Here is a 17,633-nt window from a genome sequence, read left to right on the forward strand (position 1 = left end):
CGAAACCCGTACGATAGTTAAGAAATAATTAAGAATTACGTTAAGATTCCATAAGGTTTGTATTTTATACTATTGGTAATTGGAATTAGAGAAGATAGTAACTCGTTTCCTCGTTTTTCAGACAGGGTAGCACCGGCATCCTCCTGCGTAAAAGGAAACCGATTCATCTTCGCCAGACAAAATGACTAACGGTACAATGAATATATACAAAACCTTTGGAATAGAAGGTCTCAATCAGAGGGATAGAAGGAAGGGGCATTTAAATGGCGAAAAAAGTGCTATTAGTGGATGACGAGGAAAATATTGTAGATGTATGTTCACGCTATCTTGTCCGGGAAGGGTATGAAGTGAGTGCGGCCATTAACGGCAAAGAAGCACTTCAACAATATGATGCATTCCACCCGGACATTGTGATTCTCGACATCATGATGCCCGAAATGGATGGATGGAAGGTAGCTGAAAAAATAAGGGAGGACCATGACACTCCGATTATCATGCTCACGGCTCTTGGGCAAGAGAAGGACCGTATTTATGGGCTTACTTTAGGAGCAGACGATTATATCACGAAGCCATTTAGTCCACGCGAGCTGTTATTACGGGTTAAGAATGTTTTAAGAAGAACCCATTCTTCATCTGAAAGGAAAGAGGACATTCTTACGTGGGAGGGTTTGCTCATTGATCGTACTAAACGGAGAGTGATTGCAGGGAGAAACGAAGTCGAAATGACGGTAAAGGAGTTTGAACTGTTATCCTTACTGGCCAAACATCCATCTCAGGTGTTCTCAAAATCCCAACTGATTGAAACGTTGTGGGGATATGAGTATCTTGGTGATGCCAATACGATCAATGTCCATATTCGCAGGTTAAGAGAGAAGATCGAGGTTGATCCATCAGACCCCAAGTGGATTAAAACGGTATGGGGGATAGGGTATAAATTCGAGGGGGAACAGCATGATGAAGATTAGGACCCTCCTCATTTTAGCCAATACGATTTCCCTGATGGTGATTATGATCTTCCTCACCATATCATATGTCCAAATGTTTATTTCAACAGATATCATCATTCTTCTCTTCTTTATTACATTGGGAGCGGGGGTTTTATCTTTTGCAGTCAATTTGATGATCACGAGCCCCTTGTTAAATTCCATGAAGCAAATGAGCAGGGAAGCAGGGAAGATGGCCAATGGTGATTTTAAGGTAAAGGTAACGGAAGCAGGACCTAAGGAAATCAAGGAGCTCGCTGCCAACTTTAATGATATGTCCACTAGGATAGAAAAGATGTTTTGGGAATTAAAGGAATCAGAAAAATTCAAGAGTGAGTTGATTGCCAATGTCTCACATGATCTAAGGACACCCCTGTCATCCATTCATTCCTTTGTAGCGGCTTTAAATGATGACATCATTGAAGATCGGAAGACCCGGAAGCGATACTACGAAACGATACTATCTGAAACGGAAAAATTAAGTCTATTGATAGGAGAAGTATTGGAATTTTCTCAATTAGAGAACAGAAAGCTGCCATGGAATCCACATTATACTTCAATCGATCAGCTTCTGATTGATACCCTAGGGCAATTCGAGCGAAGAATACAGGAGAAAGGAATACAAGTGAGGGTCGAGTACGATGACAGCTTGCCTCTCATTCCGTTAATGTCTGTTCAAATCAAAAGGGTCATGACAAACCTTCTCCAAAATGCTCTTTCGTTCTCGCCTGATCAAACGGCTTTTACCATACGGACTGTCAAAAAAGGAGAAAAAATGGAATTTTCCGTGACAGATCAAGGGAAGGGGATACCCAGTGAAGAACAGGCCTCCATTTTTGAACGATTTTACCGGGTGGAAAAGTCTCGCACTAAAGCGGGAGGAGGGTCAGGACTCGGACTCTCCATCAGCAGGGAAATCATTGAACTCCACTGTGGGGAAATGGGCGTTGAAAGTGATGGACATTCTGGCAGCACCTTTTGGTTTCAATTACCTTTAGAAAATAGCGAGGAGGAGAGACAGTGAAAAAAATTATGATCGGAATCGGATTGATACTCTTAGTTGCTATTGGAGCATTTTTCGGACCGAAACTGTATGCAAGCATGACCCAGAAATCGGTGGGAAGTGAAGCGGTGAAAACAAAGATAGTCGATGAAGACCATGCACTTGCTACCTTTGCAGGGGGATGCTTCTGGTGCATGGAACCACCTTTTGAAAAACTGGATGGCGTATACTCGGTCATTTCAGGATATACGGGCGGAGAAGAAAAAAACCCTACCTATGACGAGGTATCCTCCAAACAGACGGGCCACGTGGAAGCGGTCCAAATCGAGTACGATCCTGACGTGATCACTTATGAACAATTACTAGAAGTTTTCTGGAGGCAGATTGACCCGACGGATGCAGGTGGACAGTTCGTAGACCGGGGACCTCAATATGTAAGCGGGATTTTCTACCACGATAAAGCACAGATGAAGACTGCTCAGCAGTCAAAAAAGGAATTGGCAGACTCGGCACGTTTTAAAGGAGAAATTGTAACAGAAATTCAACCGGCCAAAACCTTTTATAAAGCCGAAGAGTATCACCAGGATTATTATAAGAAAAATAAATTAAGCTATAAGTTCTACAGAAGTAATTCAGGAAGGGATGATTTTCTGGATGAAGCGTGGGGCGATGACCGTCATATTAAACTCCAAACCAATTCTCTTTATCCTTCTTTTACGGATGAAGAATTAAAAGATAAATTGACGGATATTCAATACAAAGTCACCCAGGAAGAAGCCACCGAGGAAGCATTCAAGAATGAATATTGGGATAACGAAAAGGAAGGCATTTATGTGGATGTCGTCTCGGGTGAACCTTTGTTCAGTTCAAAGGATAAATACAAAAGTGGAACAGGATGGCCTAGTTTCACGAAGCCCCTCGTGGAAGATAATGTTGTTGAAGTAGAAGACCGGACTTTGTTCATGGCCAGGACAGAGGTCAGAAGTAAACACGCCGATTCACATTTGGGTCATGTGTTTGAAGATGGCCCTAAGCCAACAGGATTAAGATATTGCTTGAACTCTGCAGCCCTTCGTTTTGTCCCGAAGGATGAATTAGAAGAGCAGGGGTACGGTGAGTTTGTGTCTCAGTTTGGAACAAAAGAGGAGGGAGCTTTATGAATTCATCCACCCCGTTGCAATCGACTTCCATTTTAGAAGAACTGTCAGAGAGGCTCGTAAACTACGCAAAAAAAGAAGTCATCTTCCAACCTTTTTCATTGGATAATCATCTATATATGATTCATTCGGGAAAAATTAAGCTTTATAAGAACAGTGAGGATGGGCGGAAAACCATCCTTATCGTTTTAGGAGAAGGTGAGATATTTAGCAATATCCCCAGTTTCAGTTTAGATGAAGAAGGCGTGTATGCAGAAACGATCGATCCGACAATTTTACATGTACTCTCTCACAAACAGGTTGAGAGTATGAAAGGCACACATTCACTGACCGTGACGGAATTATATTCAACCCTTAACCAACAAATGAAAATGCGAAATCTATTCATCGAACGTATCATGTATACCCCTGTAAAAGAAAGGATCCTTTTCCTTCTGTCCTTTCTAATGAAGCGATTCGGAGAAAAGCAGGGTAACCTGATTAAAATCAATGTGCACCTCACACACCAGGACATCGCAAGCTTCATTGGTTCGACCAGGGAAACCGTCACCAGCCTCACAAAAGAACTAATCAAAGAAGGCTACATCCAAAAAATCAATAGAAATTATCATATGGTGAAAGGGACGGATCTTTCCTGAAAGTCCGTCCTCTCTTTCATCTATCCAATTTGACAATCTCTGCATCCGGGTTTGGACGGTCGAGGATAAGGTCCCGCAGGATGTTGGCTCCGAGCATGCTGTAGACAGTGCCGTTTCCGCCATAACCGAGCAGGTAATAAATCCTTTCCTTTTCAGGATGTTTTCCGATATAGGGAAGATTGTCCAGGGACTCCCCGAAGCTTGCCCCCCATGCATAGTCCATCTTGATCTTCAGGTCGGGAAACAGTTTCTGAACTTCTTTTTCGATCCGCTTTCCGCGTTTTTCAATTTTCTTCTCACTTTGCGGCGCCTCTGCAGGGTCTTCGTCTAACCCTCCGGCAATAATTCGATTATCTACCGTAGTGCGCAAGTATAAATAAGGCCGCTTTGTCTCCCAGATGAGCGCTCTGTCATCCCATTGAGATAAATCTTCAATCGGTTCTGTCGCAATGGCATAGGATCTGTTGATGTCTGAGCCGATTTTCTTATTCAAGGGAGGCGTTTCATAGCCTGTTGCATGGATCAGGTGCGTTGCTTGAATGATTCCGTCAGGGGTTTGGATATTTACACCTGTAGAATGTTCTTCTATGTTTGTTGCTTCCAGATTTTCGAAGATCGTTGTTTGCTTTCCTTCTTTTAAATAATCAAATATCCCATTCACGAATTTGTATGGATTCACTTCTGCGTCACCATGAGTGATCAAAGCGCCAGGCTTTGAAAAAGGCAAGCGGTCCTTCATCTCTTTACGAGACCAATATTCCACAGGGAAGCCGTGCTCATTCAAGGTTTTATATTCTTTCTTTAACTTTGGAACATGTCGGGATGTGCTTGCATAGTAAATGCTTTTCCTGCGGATGAAATCAGGAGAAACCGGTAGATTCATCGCTACCTTCTCCAGATTTTCTACTGCTTCCATACATAAGGAATAAAAACGAACCGCTTTGTCTTCTCCGATCTGGTCCATCAAATCATGAAGCATGACGTCATTGGAAAATTGAAGCAGACCTGTATTGGCGGATGAACTGCCGGCAGCAAGCGTCCGTTTTTCAATGATGGCGACATTCAAGCCTTCCTGGACGAGTGAATAGGCGCATAATGCCCCGGACATGCCGCCTCCTATAATGACTGCATCATACTTTTGATCAAAATCTTCTTTTCTATTTTTTAAAGTGGTCGGCCAAAACAATTGACCATTGTGTAATTCCATCCTGGTGCCCCCATTGAGTAATGAATTTATTCCTATTCCATTCCCTTGAAGAGGGGAGATTAAAACATTTGAAATCAACAAAAGGATGGGCATTCATTTGCCCATCCTGATCCGTTAAAATAATTCAGTATGCAATTCTACATCGATATTTCCGTTTGTCGCTTTGGAATAAGGACATACACCATGTGCTTTTTCCACCAGTTGTTTGGCTTCATCCAGTTCTACACCATTTACGGCAACTGAGAGGACAACGCCTAATTTAAATCCTCCGTCTGTATCTTTACCGATTGACACTTCAGCCGTTACATTGGATTGGATTTTTTTCTTTTCCTGGCGAGCCACTAAATTAAGAGCGCTGTCGAAACAAGCCGAATATCCAGCTGCAAATAGTTGTTCAGGATTTGTTGCCCCGTCTGCTCCGGAACCACCAAGTGATTTTGGCATGCCCAAAGCAACATCCAATACTCCGTCACTGCTTGTTACTTTTCCGTCACGGCCACCTTTAGCCGTTGCTTTTGCTGTGTATAATGCATTCATTTCTTTCACTCCTCTTTATTGATTGTGTACAATTAAATATTACAAAACTAAATATAATAGATTTGTATTTAGTTGTCAACTATTTAGTTGTGTAAAATTTAATTTGATAAATGATACTTTTTTTTGTATGATAATCACAATTAGTTTGTACAAGAAAGGAATCGACATGTATGAAGGATCCACTTTTATTGGAAAATCAAATCTGTTTTAAAATATATACAGCTGAGAGGGAGATCACGAAGCTTTACCGGAGCCTCCTGGAGGAAATCGGTGTCACGTATCCTCAATACTTGGCTTTGCTCGTGTTATGGGAAGAAAAAACGATATCGGTAAAGGAACTCGGTAGGAAGTTATTCCTGGACTCCGGCACGTTGACTCCCATGCTGAAAAGGATGGAAGCGAACGGACTGGTGGAACGGAAGCGTTCGGCGGAGGATGAGAGAAGTGTCATCATCAGTCTTACGGATAAAGGACGGGAAATGAAGGCAAAAGCAGAATGTGTCCCGACCCGTTTATTGGATAGGCTTGAGATGGATGGTGAGGAGCTTTCGAAGTTGGATCAGACGCTGACGACGATTTTGGGGAAACTGCAGGGATAAAAATAATTATCATTTCTGTATAGGAATTGTTATAATTTGGATATCGGCTGGATTTTTGCTGTCTGGCCCGAACTCTCATCAAAAATTGATGGAAATCATCCCCTAAGACCATCCCAACACCCTACTTATCTTAAAGGAGTGATCTTATTGATCGTAAAAAAGCATGAACCCCCTGGTATCATCGTAAACCTTGAGGTGTTATTACGGCGCTTACCCAAATCCTTCAGCGGAAGAAATGAGATTGAGCATCAGCTGGGAAATTTCAAGGCAGGATACCACGGGGAGTTATCTTTGGACTATTATTTGAATCGACTCCCAGAAGAAGAATATTTGATTCTCCACGATCTTCGCCTCTTTATTCAATCCGCCTTTTTCCAAATCGATACTTTAATCCTTCATAGGAATTTCATTCTCATTTTAGAAGTGAAGAACATTGCAGGAGAAATTTATATTGATACAACCTATAACCAAATGATCCGGAACCTTAATGGTAAAATAGAGGTATTTCAGGATCCCATCCTCCAGTCCTACAGACAAAAAAAGGACCTTGAAAGGTGGCTGGTGGAAAGAAATTACCCGTCCATACCTGTCGAGAACATTGTAGTCTTTACCAACCCACATTCCCATATAAAAAATTCTTCGCAAGATCATTCGGTTTATCAAAGGGTGATAAGAAGTGCAAAACTCCTTTTCCACATTGAAAGCTATTTCCAATCCCATCAAAATCCATCATTATCTCCTCAACAAGTAACCAAATTGACGAGAGCATTCTGAAGCATCACATACCACAATCCTATGACCTGTTAAAACAGTTCGATATCTCACAATCGATTATTCTTCATGGAGTATACTGTGTTCACTGTCAGTCCGGATCTATGGAGAGAATAAGTGGTACATGGAGATGCGGGCACTGTTTATCCGTTCAAAAGAATGCCCATACTCATTCATTGAGAGATTATGCGTTTCTGATAAATACCTTTATTACGAACAAGCAAGCGAGGGAATTCTTAAAATTGGAGTCCACTTCAACTGCGCGCAAACTCCTGCAAAAATTGGGCCTTCCGTCGACGTTATCCACAAGGGACCGGGCATACAACTTATCACCACTTATGGCGACTCCTCCTTCTCCCCCCGAAAAGCCAGCACCGAAGTCTTCAAAGAAGCGTAATTCCCAATCGCCGCATAACCGTAAAAAAAGCCCATGAAAATGCCCGTGACGAGATGCCCCCTGTGGCTGATGAAAATTGAGATGAAAAGCCCGAGTAGAACGGCAATATTCGGTACCAGAAAAGCTCGTGGTTTAAAGAAGCCTTTGATTAGCTGGGTTAACAGGATAATGACGGGAATGGCGATGACGGCATCCCAGAAGTTTGTGTGAATGGTAGGGAAATCCATATAAAGCCTCCAATAAGGGTTTTGTTCATACTATTTCCTTATTGTGTGAGGTTTAACAAAAAAAGATGACCCCTTAAGAGGGATCATCCATTTTGAATCGCGCGTTCCAGCGTTCTGCCTTCTCCAGTGCAGCCGTGTCGTTCACGATCTCACCAGGTTTGACGCCGGCACCGATCAGATAATCTGTGAATTCCATATGGACAAATTCAAAAATGTAATTGAATTGCTGTACAAGGGGAAGTCCTTTTATGTTGGCCGAGCTTCCTCCGGTAATCACGACGTACGCCTTTTTCTTCGTAAGCTCTTCTTTCAGGTTGAAGCGCTCGTCGCGCAAATACTGACTCCAACGGTCGAAGAAGTTCTTCATCGGACCACTCATCCCATACCAGTATAGGGGAGTTGCGAATAATAATACGTCATGCTCTTCGATCATTTGGACCAGCTGTTCGTAATCATCCTCGACAGGGAGAAACCCACCTTCAGCGTGACGCAGGTCTTCAATCGGTTCAATATGCAGATTGGCAAGGGAAACGATGGTATGGTCGGTACCTTCGACGATTTTTTTCGCAAGATATTCGGAGTTCCCGTTTTTTCGTGTGCTTCCTAAAAGGGCCAGTACTTTCATTGATGAACACTCCTTTATACATTTCAGTATATTGGGCTTTAACAGCCTTTAATGCCAACATGGGATTCTTAATGATTAAGAGTATACCATTGATGGGGAGATTAAAGTTATCTATAATTATCGATACTAATTATTGTAATAGATGATAGGAGGGGAAAAATGGATCTGAACTATTTTTATACATTTAAGGAAGTGGTTAAATGGGGGAGTTACACAAAGACCGGGGAGGAACTCGGATATGCCCAGTCCAGTGTGACGACCCAGATCAAGAAGCTGGAAGAGCATTATGGGATAAAATTATTCGAACGGGTCGGCGGGAAAATGAGGATCACACAGTCAGGGGAAGAGCTTTACTACTACGTGGAAAAAATAGTGTCCCTTCTGGATGAAGCGGAAGAACGGATCTCGCAGGAAAGCAATCTGCGGGGGACCTTGCGGATCGGGACCGTGGAATCCCTCGCAGCTTATTTCATCACGCCTTATATTAAGGACTTGAAGGGCGAGCACCCTGAATTAAAGATCCTCCTTGAATCCGGACTATGTCCGAACTTAAAGGAAGGTATCCTTGAAGGGAAGTACGATATGGCCATCCTGCTTGACCGTTTTTCAGAACATCCCGACTTAACGACGATTCCCATCCGGCAGGAGAAATTGGTCATGATTGCGCCGCCGGGTCACCGCTTGCATTCCCTGAAACAAATGAACGTAAGGGAGCTTGAATCGGAAACCCTCATTTTAACAGAGAAAGGTTGTTCGTACCGGGTCTTATTGGAGCAACTTTTAAAAGAGAACGATGTACAGGCAAAATCTATCATCTCCTTTAGCAGCTTAGAAGCCATCAAACAGTGTGTAGCCGACGACTTGGGTCTGGCCATCCTGCCTGAAATAGCCGTGCAAAAGGAGATTGAGAGTGGAAAGGTCGTCCAGATTCCTTTTGATCATGAAAAAAGCCCCGTCTATACACAGATTATTTATCTTGAAAAGAAATGGCTGACGCCTCCACTTACACAATTGATTGAAGCCCTGACCACTTAGCTATCAAAATTATTGATCAATAAGATGAAAAACTATCGTTAACTTTATGAGTCGAAGCAATGGTAAAATGAATGGATAATTCTTACGAAGAGGTGCTAAACATGAACACTTTTTTACAATACAATCCCACAAAGCTTTACTTCGGTAAAGATGAAGTGAAGCAGCTGTCTACCATTTTGGACAAGGGACTGAAGGTCTTACTGGTTTATGGGGGAGGAAGCATCAAGAGAAATGGCGTTTACGATGATGTGATGACCGAGTTGGGGAAAATGGAAGCCAACGTTTTTGAGTTAAAGGGAGTCGAACCCAATCCCCGACTGACCACTGTCCGTAAAGGTGTCGATATCTGCATAAAAGAAGGCATCGACTTCATCCTTGCTGTAGGCGGTGGAAGTGTGATCGACTGCACAAAAGCGATATCGGCAGGAGCAAAGTACGAGGGGGACGTGTGGGAACTGATCACCGCCAAAGCCCCGATCGAGGAAGCACTTCCCTTTGGAACGGTCCTGACTTTGGCTGCGACAGGTTCTGAAATGAACTCTGTGTCTGTGATTACGAACTGGGAGACGAATGATAAATTAGGTTGGGGATCACGGCATGTGTTCCCGACGTTTTCAATACTGGATCCTTCTTACACATTCTCTGTACCCCGCGATCAGACGATCTATGGGATAGTCGACAGCATGTCCCATGCCCTTGAACATTATTTCCATCGGACGGAAAATACACCGATGATTGACGGGTTCATTGAGTCCCTTCTAAGGACGGCGATTGCAGCCGGTCCTAAACTACTGGAGGATCTCGAGTCCTTCAAGCATAGGGAAACGATGATGTATATCAGTACGACGGCCTTCAACGGATCTCTTTCAAACGGAACCGATGGAGGGGATTGGGCCACCCACCGAATCGAGCATGCCATTTCCGCCATCTACGATATTCCCCATGGCGGCGGTCTTGCGATTCTTTTCCCGAACTGGCTGGAGCATGTGCTGGAAGAGGATCCATCCCGGGTCACACAGCTTGCGGTGAATGTGTTCGGGGTCTCGCCTGATGGTAAGGAAGATATCGACGTGGCACGGGAAGGGGCGAAAGCTCTTCGCGACTTCTGGAACTCCCTGGGGGCACCGGGCACCCTAGCCGATTATGACATCGATGACAGTCAGTTCGATGCCATTGTGGAGAAGACGTTCATCAAGCCTGGCGTAGGTACGTATAAAGAAATGGATGGGGACAGTGTGAGGGATATATTGACAAGATCTCTTTAGATGATGTGGCTGCCGGTTTGGGTATAGTGTGGGGAAATAAAAGTAAAACGGCTGGATTCTTCTCGAAATCGGCTGGATTCTGGTTCATTGCGGCCGGATTTTCATCAAAAAAGGCCGGATTAACGCGCGTTTCGGCTGGATTTTCTCGAAAAACGGCTGGATTCCTTCCCATTCTGGCCTCACCCGGACTGGATGCCCATGCACCATGAACGGATCCCCCCACATCCACGCTACTCTAAGACAAAAAAGGACGAATCGTCACCCGATTCGTCCTTTTTTCATCCTTCTTGCCACCCAGGAGAAGTATTTACCGTCTCCGAAACCCTTCTTCACGCAAATACAGCGCAGCTTCATCATACCCGCCGAAGCTGTCCTCAAGATTATCACCGGCATAAATACTCCAGCGGTCATCTTCCTCGAGCAACGTGAGGGAATGCCCTTCCGCATCTTTCCATAACTGTTCCACGGGAGGCACGATTTCTTCTTCTGTTGCCAGATGATCAATTGAAGCACGGATGATGGTCAGGAGTTCATCCCGATTGAAATCCCGGATATTCACAAGACCTTTCGGATTCGCTTCATAACCGGGAAGGCTGCCCGTATATACAAATCCGTTCCCGTTAGGGTGCAGGTGATAGACGACGGTCGTTTTTTCATAGAGACTGTCTTCAAAGTGGAAGTTCACCCGGTTCAGTGAAACGTCCTTCCGGGTAAGCTCGGGAAACTCTTCTATGAGAGCTAATTTATCTTCAAATGTCAGCAATGTGATTCCTCATTTCATTTTACGATTTTCCCATTATACCACAGCGCCCTATTTTCTAAAGAGGATTACGGGTATAATGAGTATCAAAGAGGTGACCCCATTGAATGATTTTACTTCCTTAGGAATTCAACCTAAGTACGTTAACGCATTAAAAGAACAATCCATAACAGAACCGACGCCGATTCAGAGCGAAACCATCCCTGTGTTATTAAATGGTGAGGACGTGATCGGACAGGCGCAGACCGGAACGGGAAAAACGATGGCGTTTCTCCTGCCCATGCTTGCAAAAATCGACTCGGAAAAAGATGAAATCCAGTCTCTTATCGTGACTCCGACGAGGGAGCTTGCGATTCAGGTAACCGCTGAATTGAATCAAATACTTTCTTCTACGGAAGATGACATACATGTATTAGCCGTATATGGTGGTCAGGATGTTGAGAAACAGATTAAGCGACTGAAGAATAAGGCGATTCATATCGTAATCGGAACACCGGGGCGACTCCTTGATCATGTGCGCCGCGAGACGGTCGATTTTTCAAATGTTTCGTTCCTTGTATTGGACGAAGCGGATCAGATGCTTCATATCGGCTTCTTCGATGAAGTGGAATCCATCATCCGCGAGACGCCGTTCACCCGTCAGACCGCCCTGTTTTCAGCGACGATGTCCAAGGAGATCCGTAAGATCGGGAAGCGCTATATGAATCAACCTCATAATGTGCAGATCCGTGAAAAAGAAAAAATTGTGCAGGAAATTCAGCAGGAAATCGTGGAAACGACGGATCGAGAGAAGCTGGATGCCCTCAGTCAAACGATCACCGGCGTCCAGCCGTTCCTCGGTATCATTTTCTGCCGGACGAAGAGAAGGGTCAGCAAGCTGCTCGGAGATCTTAAAGCAAGAGGCTTTCTGGTCGATGAACTCCACGGTGACTTGTCCCAGGCAAAAAGGGAAAACGTGATGAAGAAGTTCAGGGATGCGAAGCTCCAACTTCTGATCGCAACGGATGTAGCGGCCCGGGGTCTGGATGTCGAGGGCGTGACCCATGTGTTCAACTATGATATCCCTCAAGATGTGGAAAGCTACATTCATAGAATCGGGCGCACGGGCCGTGCCGGAAAAGACGGGCTTGCCATCACCTTTGTTGCCCTGAAGGATAAGCAGGACCTGGAAATGATCGAGAAAGGCATCGGACGTTCATTGCCCCGCCGAGTGGTAGAGGTCGTTTCTACTAAAGAAACCCCTAATGGCTCTAAAGGGTCCAATGAAAGTGCAAAGGATCGCCGCGAAAAGAATATTCAAGCCAATAAGGATAGAAAAGCAAGGTCTCCACGGGGCGGCAGAGGGAGGACCGATGAAAAGAATGGTCCGACCCGCAGTCGCAGATCGAAGAGTGAAGACACACATCCCCGCCGCGGGGGCGGTGAATCGTCGGGTACCTCCCGCGGTAAGCGAAACGGGTCAACAGGAAGAAACAACAACGGTAATCAGCGAAATAGTGGCAGCAGATCCACTTCAAATCGAAGAGGACGCTAATCTTTAAAGGCATGGTGACAAAAGGGTCATCATGCTTTTTTTGGTAGAGTGAATTCTGAATATTCCCAAAAATAGCCCGCATCTGTTAATATAGTCCATATAACATGAAATAGAGGGGATGGATATACATATGCACGTACCATTGGTGTTAACGGATTTTCTTGATAGGGCAGTGGAATTATACGGGGATAAGGTAGCGATCATTGATGATGAAAAGCGTTTGACGTATAGACAGCTCGGTGGACGTGTGAATCAACTGGCCAGGGGACTGAAGGAATTCGGGATTGAAAAAGGGGATAAGGTGGCATATCTTGCTCCCAATACGACGGAGATGCTGGAAGGATTTTATGGCGTTTATTCTGTCGGGGGAGTCATGACACCATTGAATACAAGATTGAAGCCTGCCGATTACCAATTTATCCTGACCCACAGTGAGAGTAAAGCCCTGTTTGTCGATGAGGAACTCTATCCGTTGGTTAAGCCGATTCTATCAGAGGTACCTCATTTGAAGCATGTGGTCATTCACGGTAAAACGATGGACGGACATCGGGGATATGAAGAGTGGCGTGGCGCGTTCAGTCGCGAGACGTTCACCCGTGTAGAACTTGAAGAGGAGGATATCGCGTCTCTTCTTTATACGAGTGGGACCACAGGAGATCCGAAGGGTGTGCTCCTCACCCACAGGTCCAATTATTTGCATGCCCTATCCTCCATGCATCATTTACGGGTGACGGATCAGGATACGCTTCTTCACGTCCTGCCCATGTTCCATGTAAACGGGTGGGGGTCACCATTTTATTATACAGCCAACGGTGCGACCCAGGTGATGCTTCGAAAAGTCGATCCGGAAGTGATACTGGATAAAGTGGAGAAGCATGATGTGACGGTGATGCATATGGCACCGACCGTTCTTAACATGCTTCTTGAGAGCTATCCAGACAGGGACCGTTCAATTGGACAAAATGTAAGGGTTGTCATTGCCGGGTCTGCCCCGCCGCCGGCATTCGTCCGGAAAGTGGAGGAAAATCTGAAATGGGAATTCATCCAGGTATACGGGATGACAGAAATTTCACCTCTCATCACGACTTCTATATTAAGGTCTTCGGAACAGGACCGGCCAAAGGAAGAGACATACCGCCTGAAGGCGAAAGCGGGATACAGCATGATCGGGAGTAAGGTGAAGGTGGTCAACGAACTTGGGGAAGAGGTGCCCCGAAATGGTAAAGCGATAGGCGAAATCGTGACGAGGACCAATACGGTGATGGAAGGGTATTATAAAAATCCGGAAGCAACCAATCAGACGATCAGGGAAGGATGGCTGCATACGGGAGATATGGCGACGGTCGATGAAGACGGCTACATCGAAATTGTCGACCGGATGAAAGACGTCATCATAAGCGGAGGAGAAAACATTTCTTCCATCGAGGTGGAGGGGGCCCTTTACGAGCATGAAGGTGTCCTTGAAGCAGCGGTTGTGGCCATTCCCCATGAACGATGGGGGGAAGTCCCCCATGCAGTGGTGGTTCTACGAGACGGCCACACATTGACGGAACAGGACCTAATTGATTTTACGAGAGAAAAGCTTGCCCATTTCAAGGCGCCAAAGAGCATTAGTTTTGCGAAAGAATTGCCTAAAACCGCATCGGGAAAGATCCAAAAAGTGGTGATCCGAAAAGAGTTTTGGAAGGATCATGATCGGATGGTTCATTAAAGAAAGAGGCATGCCACCCGCATGCTTCTTTCTTTGTAGTGGACAAATGCCCTTATTTCATCTCTAAGGCCTGCTTGACGTCCCTGTTAATGCTTCGTCGGCATAAGTTATAAAAAGGACGTTTTATCTTCATAATAACAGGGAAAAGCAGTTTTTAAGAGTAGATAATTGGAGGGCGTAAAGATGAGTTTAAATTCCCCGTTGGTTCCAAAATCAAAAACGTATTGTACCAATGAGTATGGAAAGTTAAAGAAAGTAGTCGTGGTTTCACCCGAAAATATGCAAATCTATGAAATCATAAATGAAACACAAAAACACTTTTTGAAAGAAAATATTGATATAGATAAAGCTGTTTCCCAGCATAAGACATTCGTTGAAGAATTGGAGAAAAATGGATCTGAGGTGATTCACCTTCAACCATCAACTGAACTCAATGAGCAAGTCTTCACGAGAGACATCGGTTTCACGATCCATGATCAGTTTTTCGTCGCGTCGATGAATACCGATGTCAGGCGGGGAGAAGTGAAGACCCTCAAACATTGGCTGGAAGAAAATGAGGTCCCTTATGACGAACTTCTTCATTCCATCGAAGGAGGGGATGTACTCGTTGATGAGGAAAATATCTGGATCGGCGTGAGCGGACGAACGAACCAGCTGGCGATCCAATCGTTAAGAAATAAGCTCACGGCCTATACGGTACATGAATTGCCTTTAAGAGAAGATATCCTCCATCTGGATTGTGTGTTCACCATCATTTCCAGTGAATGGGCACTTGTGTATCCGCCGGCATTCTCCAAAGAGGATCTTGCGACAATTAAGAAGCATTACAATATCATCACGGTGACCGATGAAGAACAATTTCAAATGGGTCCGAATGTATTGGCCATCGGAGATCAGAAGATCATCAGTCTTACCCAAAACCAAGCATTAAATGAGCGGATCAGAGCGGAAGGGTTTGACGTGATCGAACTGGATCTGTCAGAAATCATTAAATCAGGCGGGTCATTCCGCTGCTGTACACTTCCCCTTATAAGAGAATGATATTGAAAGAAACAGGTGACTATTTGCCTGTTTTTTTCAATTTACATAAGCTTTACCCTCCTGTATTCGTTTCGTAAATGCTTCTTCATATTTCCCCTTTATGCTTCTACATGTACCACGAATTATAGGAGGTAGGGAAAATGAAGAAATCAATGAAGAAGATCCTTCCGTTGGCGGTCGTATCCTCATTAGCTCTTGGAAGTGTCATAGGAATGAATCAGGACAACACAGAAGCGAAAGCCAAGGAATCAAAGAATGGTAAAGCCAAGAACGTCATCTTTATGATCGGTGATGGAATGGGTAACCCATATACAACGGCTCTTCGCTATATGAATGACAATCCGGATACGATGGAGATGGAGAAGACGGCGTTTGATCCTTACCTTGTCGGACTGCAAACGACGTACCCGGAAGATGAAAAAGAGAATGTAACCGACTCAGCTGCTGCCGCAACAGCGATGAGTGGTGGAGTGAAAACATATAATAATGCTATTGCAGTAGATAATGATAAATCAGATGTAAAAACGGTTCTGGAACAGGCGAAGGAAAATAACATGTCTACAGGAATTGTATCTACGTCAGAAATTACACATGCAACACCTGCATCTTACGGAGCTCATGAAGAGTCACGTAAAAGTGAAGACGCGATTGCAAACGATTATTATGATGAAATGATCAACGGGAAACATAAGATTGATGTCATGCTTGGTGGAGGAACGGATTTCTTCGAGCGTGATGACCGAAATGTAGCAGAACAGTTCAAAAAAGACGGATACAGCTATGTGAAATCAGCTGATGAGCTTAAAAAAGACGATAACAAACAAATCCTTGGACTTTTCGCTGAATCCGGAATGGACAAGATGATCGACCGTGATGAAAAACAACCAAGCTTAGCCGACATGACAACATCTGCCCTTGACCGTTTGAAAGGGGATAAAGACGGATTCTTCCTGATGGTGGAAGGCAGTCAGATTGACTGGGCCGGACATGATAATGATGTAGTCGGTGCCATGAGCGAAATGAGAGACTTTGAACAAGCGTTTGAAAAAGTAAGGGATTTTGCGAAAGAAAATGGAGAGACCCTTGTCATTGTGACGGCGGATCACTCAACCGGCGGTATCTCCATCGGATCTGATGGTGAATACAACTGGGATCCGGCTCCAATCCAAGCGGCCAAGCACACACCTGACTATATGGCTGAACAGATCGTGAACGGTGCGTCAGTTGAAGAAACGTTAGCGAACAATATCGATCTTGAATTGACTCAGGAAGAAATCGCTTCTGTAAAATCAGCTGCTGAAAAAGGCGATCAAACGGAAATCGATAATGCGATCGAGAAGATTTTCGATAAACGTTCAGGTACCGGCTGGACAACGGACGGACATACAGGTGACGACGTACCTGTGTACGCGTTTGGACCTCAAAAAGAGAAATTTGCCGGCTTGATTGATAATACAGATCAAGCGAATATGATTTTTGAACTATTGAAGAACAAAGGGAAGATCAAAGACAAGAAATAAGCTGATTGAAAAAAGACCATGTTGGGACTTCCCCGACGGTGGCTAACCCCAAAAGTTAGAGTTTTGTTATGCAGCTGATTGGATGGACTGAGTTCGGTATTCGACTGGACTTAGTCCATCCAATTTTTCTTTTGAACGTTCATGATTGTACCAGTGGATATATTCTTCAATCCGGCTTCTCAAATCCTCAAAGGTAACTAATTTTTCTCCGTAATACATTTCCTGCTTCAAAACACCAAAAAAGTTTTCCATTACAGCGTTGTCTGCGCATGTAGCTTTACGTGACATGCTTTGGAATACATTATTCTTCTTTAAGGTCTTCACCCATTGGTTGTGCTGGTAATGCCAGCCTTGATCAGAATGGATGGTGGTTCTATAGATTGCGTGATTTCTTATTATTTCTATCGTTTCATGTAAAGGTTCCGTGACTAGATCTAACGTGGGACGTTTCCTGATTCCATACGCGATGATTTCTCCGTTATAGAGGTCAAGAATGGGATTTAAATATAACTTCTCTTCGTTTAGACATTTAAATTCTGTAACGTCAGTTACTAATTTTTGTAGAGGGACATGCGTGTTAAACCGGCGTGATAATCGGTTCTTCGCTACCTTTCCAACGTTCC

19 protein-coding genes are annotated in these 17,633 nt (G+C 44.3%); 13 read left to right on the top strand and 6 right to left on the bottom strand.

Annotation, left to right across the window (positions count from 1 at the left end; translation table 11 throughout):
- The first annotated feature begins 263 nt into the window (after positions 1-263).
- From AM506_RS11545 to AM506_RS11560, 4 genes are read left to right on the top strand one after another with little or no spacing between them, the layout of a single operon-like run.
- A complete protein-coding gene (locus AM506_RS11545; protein ID WP_060672635.1) occupies positions 264-965 on the top strand; it encodes a response regulator transcription factor in 702 nt (233 codons plus the stop codon).
- Positions 952-2,007, top strand: coding sequence for a sensor histidine kinase (locus AM506_RS11550; protein WP_060672636.1), 1,056 nt, complete (start codon positions 952-954; stop codon positions 2,005-2,007). Before AM506_RS11545 ends, AM506_RS11550 begins: the two co-directional genes overlap by 14 nt.
- The gene (gene msrA, locus AM506_RS11555; RefSeq protein ID WP_235576095.1) at positions 2,004-3,146 is read left to right on the top strand and encodes a peptide-methionine (S)-S-oxide reductase MsrA; all 1,143 of its coding nucleotides are present in this window, start codon (positions 2,004-2,006) and stop codon (positions 3,144-3,146) included. The genes AM506_RS11550 and msrA overlap by 4 nt, the downstream gene beginning before the upstream one ends.
- A complete protein-coding gene (locus tag AM506_RS11560) occupies positions 3,143-3,781 on the top strand; it encodes a Crp/Fnr family transcriptional regulator (protein WP_060672637.1) in 639 nt (212 codons plus the stop codon). The genes msrA and AM506_RS11560 overlap by 4 nt, the downstream gene beginning before the upstream one ends.
- A 16-nt stretch (positions 3,782-3,797) precedes the next feature.
- Here AM506_RS11560 and AM506_RS11565 read toward each other — a convergent pair whose 3' ends face one another.
- Both AM506_RS11565 and AM506_RS11570 read right to left on the bottom strand, forming a co-directional pair.
- Positions 3,798-4,988, bottom strand: coding sequence for an NAD(P)/FAD-dependent oxidoreductase (locus tag AM506_RS11565; RefSeq protein WP_060672676.1), 1,191 nt, complete (start codon positions 4,986-4,988; stop codon positions 3,798-3,800).
- 114 nt (positions 4,989-5,102) lie between these two features.
- Entirely contained in the window at positions 5,103-5,525 is a 423-nt protein-coding gene (locus AM506_RS11570) for an organic hydroperoxide resistance protein (protein ID WP_060672638.1), read from the bottom strand.
- A 170-nt stretch (positions 5,526-5,695) separates the two neighbouring features.
- On the opposite strand from AM506_RS11570, the gene AM506_RS11575 reads away from it, so the two are divergent.
- Complete coding sequence (locus AM506_RS11575; RefSeq protein WP_060672639.1) at positions 5,696-6,124, top strand: MarR family winged helix-turn-helix transcriptional regulator; 429 nt, start codon at positions 5,696-5,698, stop codon at positions 6,122-6,124.
- Positions 6,125-6,271: 147 nt separating this feature from the next.
- Entirely contained in the window at positions 6,272-6,898 is a 627-nt protein-coding gene (locus tag AM506_RS11580; RefSeq protein ID WP_160316871.1) for a nuclease-related domain-containing protein, read from the top strand.
- A gap of 333 nt (positions 6,899-7,231) precedes the next feature.
- Here the strand turns inward: AM506_RS11580 and AM506_RS11585 are convergent, their stop codons facing one another.
- Together AM506_RS11585 and AM506_RS11590 are read right to left on the bottom strand one after the other, a co-directional pair.
- Positions 7,232-7,519 carry a hypothetical protein gene (locus tag AM506_RS11585; RefSeq protein ID WP_060672641.1) on the bottom strand — a complete coding sequence of 96 codons (288 nt, stop codon included), beginning with the start codon at positions 7,517-7,519 and terminating at the stop codon, positions 7,232-7,234.
- Positions 7,520-7,592: 73 nt separating this feature from the next.
- Positions 7,593-8,144 carry a flavodoxin family protein gene (locus tag AM506_RS11590; protein ID WP_060672642.1) on the bottom strand — a complete coding sequence of 184 codons (552 nt, stop codon included), beginning with the start codon at positions 8,142-8,144 and terminating at the stop codon, positions 7,593-7,595.
- A gap of 159 nt (positions 8,145-8,303) precedes the next feature.
- On the opposite strand from AM506_RS11590, the gene AM506_RS11595 reads away from it, so the two are divergent.
- From AM506_RS11595 to AM506_RS22510, 3 genes are all read left to right on the top strand, one after another.
- Positions 8,304-9,179, top strand: coding sequence for a LysR family transcriptional regulator (locus AM506_RS11595; RefSeq protein WP_060672643.1), 876 nt, complete (start codon positions 8,304-8,306; stop codon positions 9,177-9,179).
- A gap of 101 nt (positions 9,180-9,280) precedes the next feature.
- The gene (locus AM506_RS11600; RefSeq protein WP_060672644.1) at positions 9,281-10,444 is read left to right on the top strand and encodes an iron-containing alcohol dehydrogenase; all 1,164 of its coding nucleotides are present in this window, start codon (positions 9,281-9,283) and stop codon (positions 10,442-10,444) included.
- A gap of 17 nt (positions 10,445-10,461) precedes the next feature.
- Positions 10,462-10,653, top strand: a complete 192-nt coding sequence (locus AM506_RS22510) for a hypothetical protein (protein WP_152968581.1) — start codon at positions 10,462-10,464, stop codon at positions 10,651-10,653.
- Positions 10,654-10,751: 98 nt separating this feature from the next.
- On the opposite strand, the gene AM506_RS11605 is transcribed toward AM506_RS22510, so the two are convergent.
- Positions 10,752-11,207, bottom strand: coding sequence for a hypothetical protein (locus AM506_RS11605; protein WP_060672645.1), 456 nt, complete (start codon positions 11,205-11,207; stop codon positions 10,752-10,754).
- Between the two features lie 91 nt (positions 11,208-11,298).
- Here AM506_RS11605 and AM506_RS11610 point away from each other — a divergent pair, with 91 nt between their 5' ends.
- From AM506_RS11610 to AM506_RS11625, 4 genes are all read left to right on the top strand, one after another.
- Positions 11,299-12,738, top strand: coding sequence for a DEAD/DEAH box helicase (locus tag AM506_RS11610; RefSeq protein WP_152968590.1), 1,440 nt, complete (start codon positions 11,299-11,301; stop codon positions 12,736-12,738).
- Positions 12,739-12,868: 130 nt separating this feature from the next.
- Positions 12,869-14,449, top strand: coding sequence for a long-chain-fatty-acid--CoA ligase (locus AM506_RS11615; protein ID WP_060672647.1), 1,581 nt, complete (start codon positions 12,869-12,871; stop codon positions 14,447-14,449).
- 183 nt (positions 14,450-14,632) lie between these two features.
- On the top strand, positions 14,633-15,490 hold the full coding sequence (locus tag AM506_RS11620) for a dimethylarginine dimethylaminohydrolase family protein (protein ID WP_060672648.1): 858 nt from the start codon (positions 14,633-14,635) through the stop codon (positions 15,488-15,490).
- Between the two features lie 140 nt (positions 15,491-15,630).
- Positions 15,631-17,010 carry an alkaline phosphatase gene (locus AM506_RS11625; protein WP_060672649.1) on the top strand — a complete coding sequence of 460 codons (1,380 nt, stop codon included), beginning with the start codon at positions 15,631-15,633 and terminating at the stop codon, positions 17,008-17,010.
- Positions 17,011-17,076: 66 nt separating this feature from the next.
- Here the strand turns inward: AM506_RS11625 and AM506_RS11630 are convergent.
- Positions 17,077-17,633, bottom strand: a 557-nt coding sequence (locus tag AM506_RS11630; protein WP_152968582.1) for an IS3 family transposase, incomplete at its 5' end; no start/stop codon positions are given.

Origin of the sequence: Rossellomorea vietnamensis, assembly GCF_001305855.1 — a bacterium.
GTDB classification, from domain to species: domain Bacteria; phylum Bacillota; class Bacilli; order Bacillales; family Bacillaceae_B; genus Rossellomorea; species Rossellomorea vietnamensis_A.

What these genes read in the sequence shown, in the direction of transcription:
- AM506_RS11545 (WP_060672635.1), top strand. Translation starts at nt 264, where the DNA reads ATGGCGAAAAAAGTGCTATTAGTGGATGACGAGGAAAATATTGTAGAT.
- AM506_RS11550 (WP_060672636.1), top strand. Translation starts at nt 952, where the DNA reads ATGATGAAGATTAGGACCCTCCTCATTTTAGCCAATACGATTTCCCTG.
- AM506_RS11560 (WP_060672637.1), top strand. Translation starts at nt 3,143, where the DNA reads ATGAATTCATCCACCCCGTTGCAATCGACTTCCATTTTAGAAGAACTG.
- AM506_RS11565 (WP_060672676.1), bottom strand. Translation starts at nt 4,988, where the DNA reads ATGGAATTACACAATGGTCAATTGTTTTGGCCGACCACTTTAAAAAAT.
- AM506_RS11570 (WP_060672638.1), bottom strand. Translation starts at nt 5,525, where the DNA reads ATGAATGCATTATACACAGCAAAAGCAACGGCTAAAGGTGGCCGTGAC.
- AM506_RS11575 (WP_060672639.1), top strand. Translation starts at nt 5,696, where the DNA reads ATGAAGGATCCACTTTTATTGGAAAATCAAATCTGTTTTAAAATATAT.
- AM506_RS11585 (WP_060672641.1), bottom strand. Translation starts at nt 7,519, where the DNA reads ATGGATTTCCCTACCATTCACACAAACTTCTGGGATGCCGTCATCGCC.
- AM506_RS11590 (WP_060672642.1), bottom strand. Translation starts at nt 8,144, where the DNA reads ATGAAAGTACTGGCCCTTTTAGGAAGCACACGAAAAAACGGGAACTCC.
- AM506_RS11595 (WP_060672643.1), top strand. Translation starts at nt 8,304, where the DNA reads ATGGATCTGAACTATTTTTATACATTTAAGGAAGTGGTTAAATGGGGG.
- AM506_RS11600 (WP_060672644.1), top strand. Translation starts at nt 9,281, where the DNA reads ATGAACACTTTTTTACAATACAATCCCACAAAGCTTTACTTCGGTAAA.
- AM506_RS11615 (WP_060672647.1), top strand. Translation starts at nt 12,869, where the DNA reads ATGCACGTACCATTGGTGTTAACGGATTTTCTTGATAGGGCAGTGGAA.
- AM506_RS11620 (WP_060672648.1), top strand. Translation starts at nt 14,633, where the DNA reads ATGAGTTTAAATTCCCCGTTGGTTCCAAAATCAAAAACGTATTGTACC.
- AM506_RS11625 (WP_060672649.1), top strand. Translation starts at nt 15,631, where the DNA reads ATGAAGAAATCAATGAAGAAGATCCTTCCGTTGGCGGTCGTATCCTCA.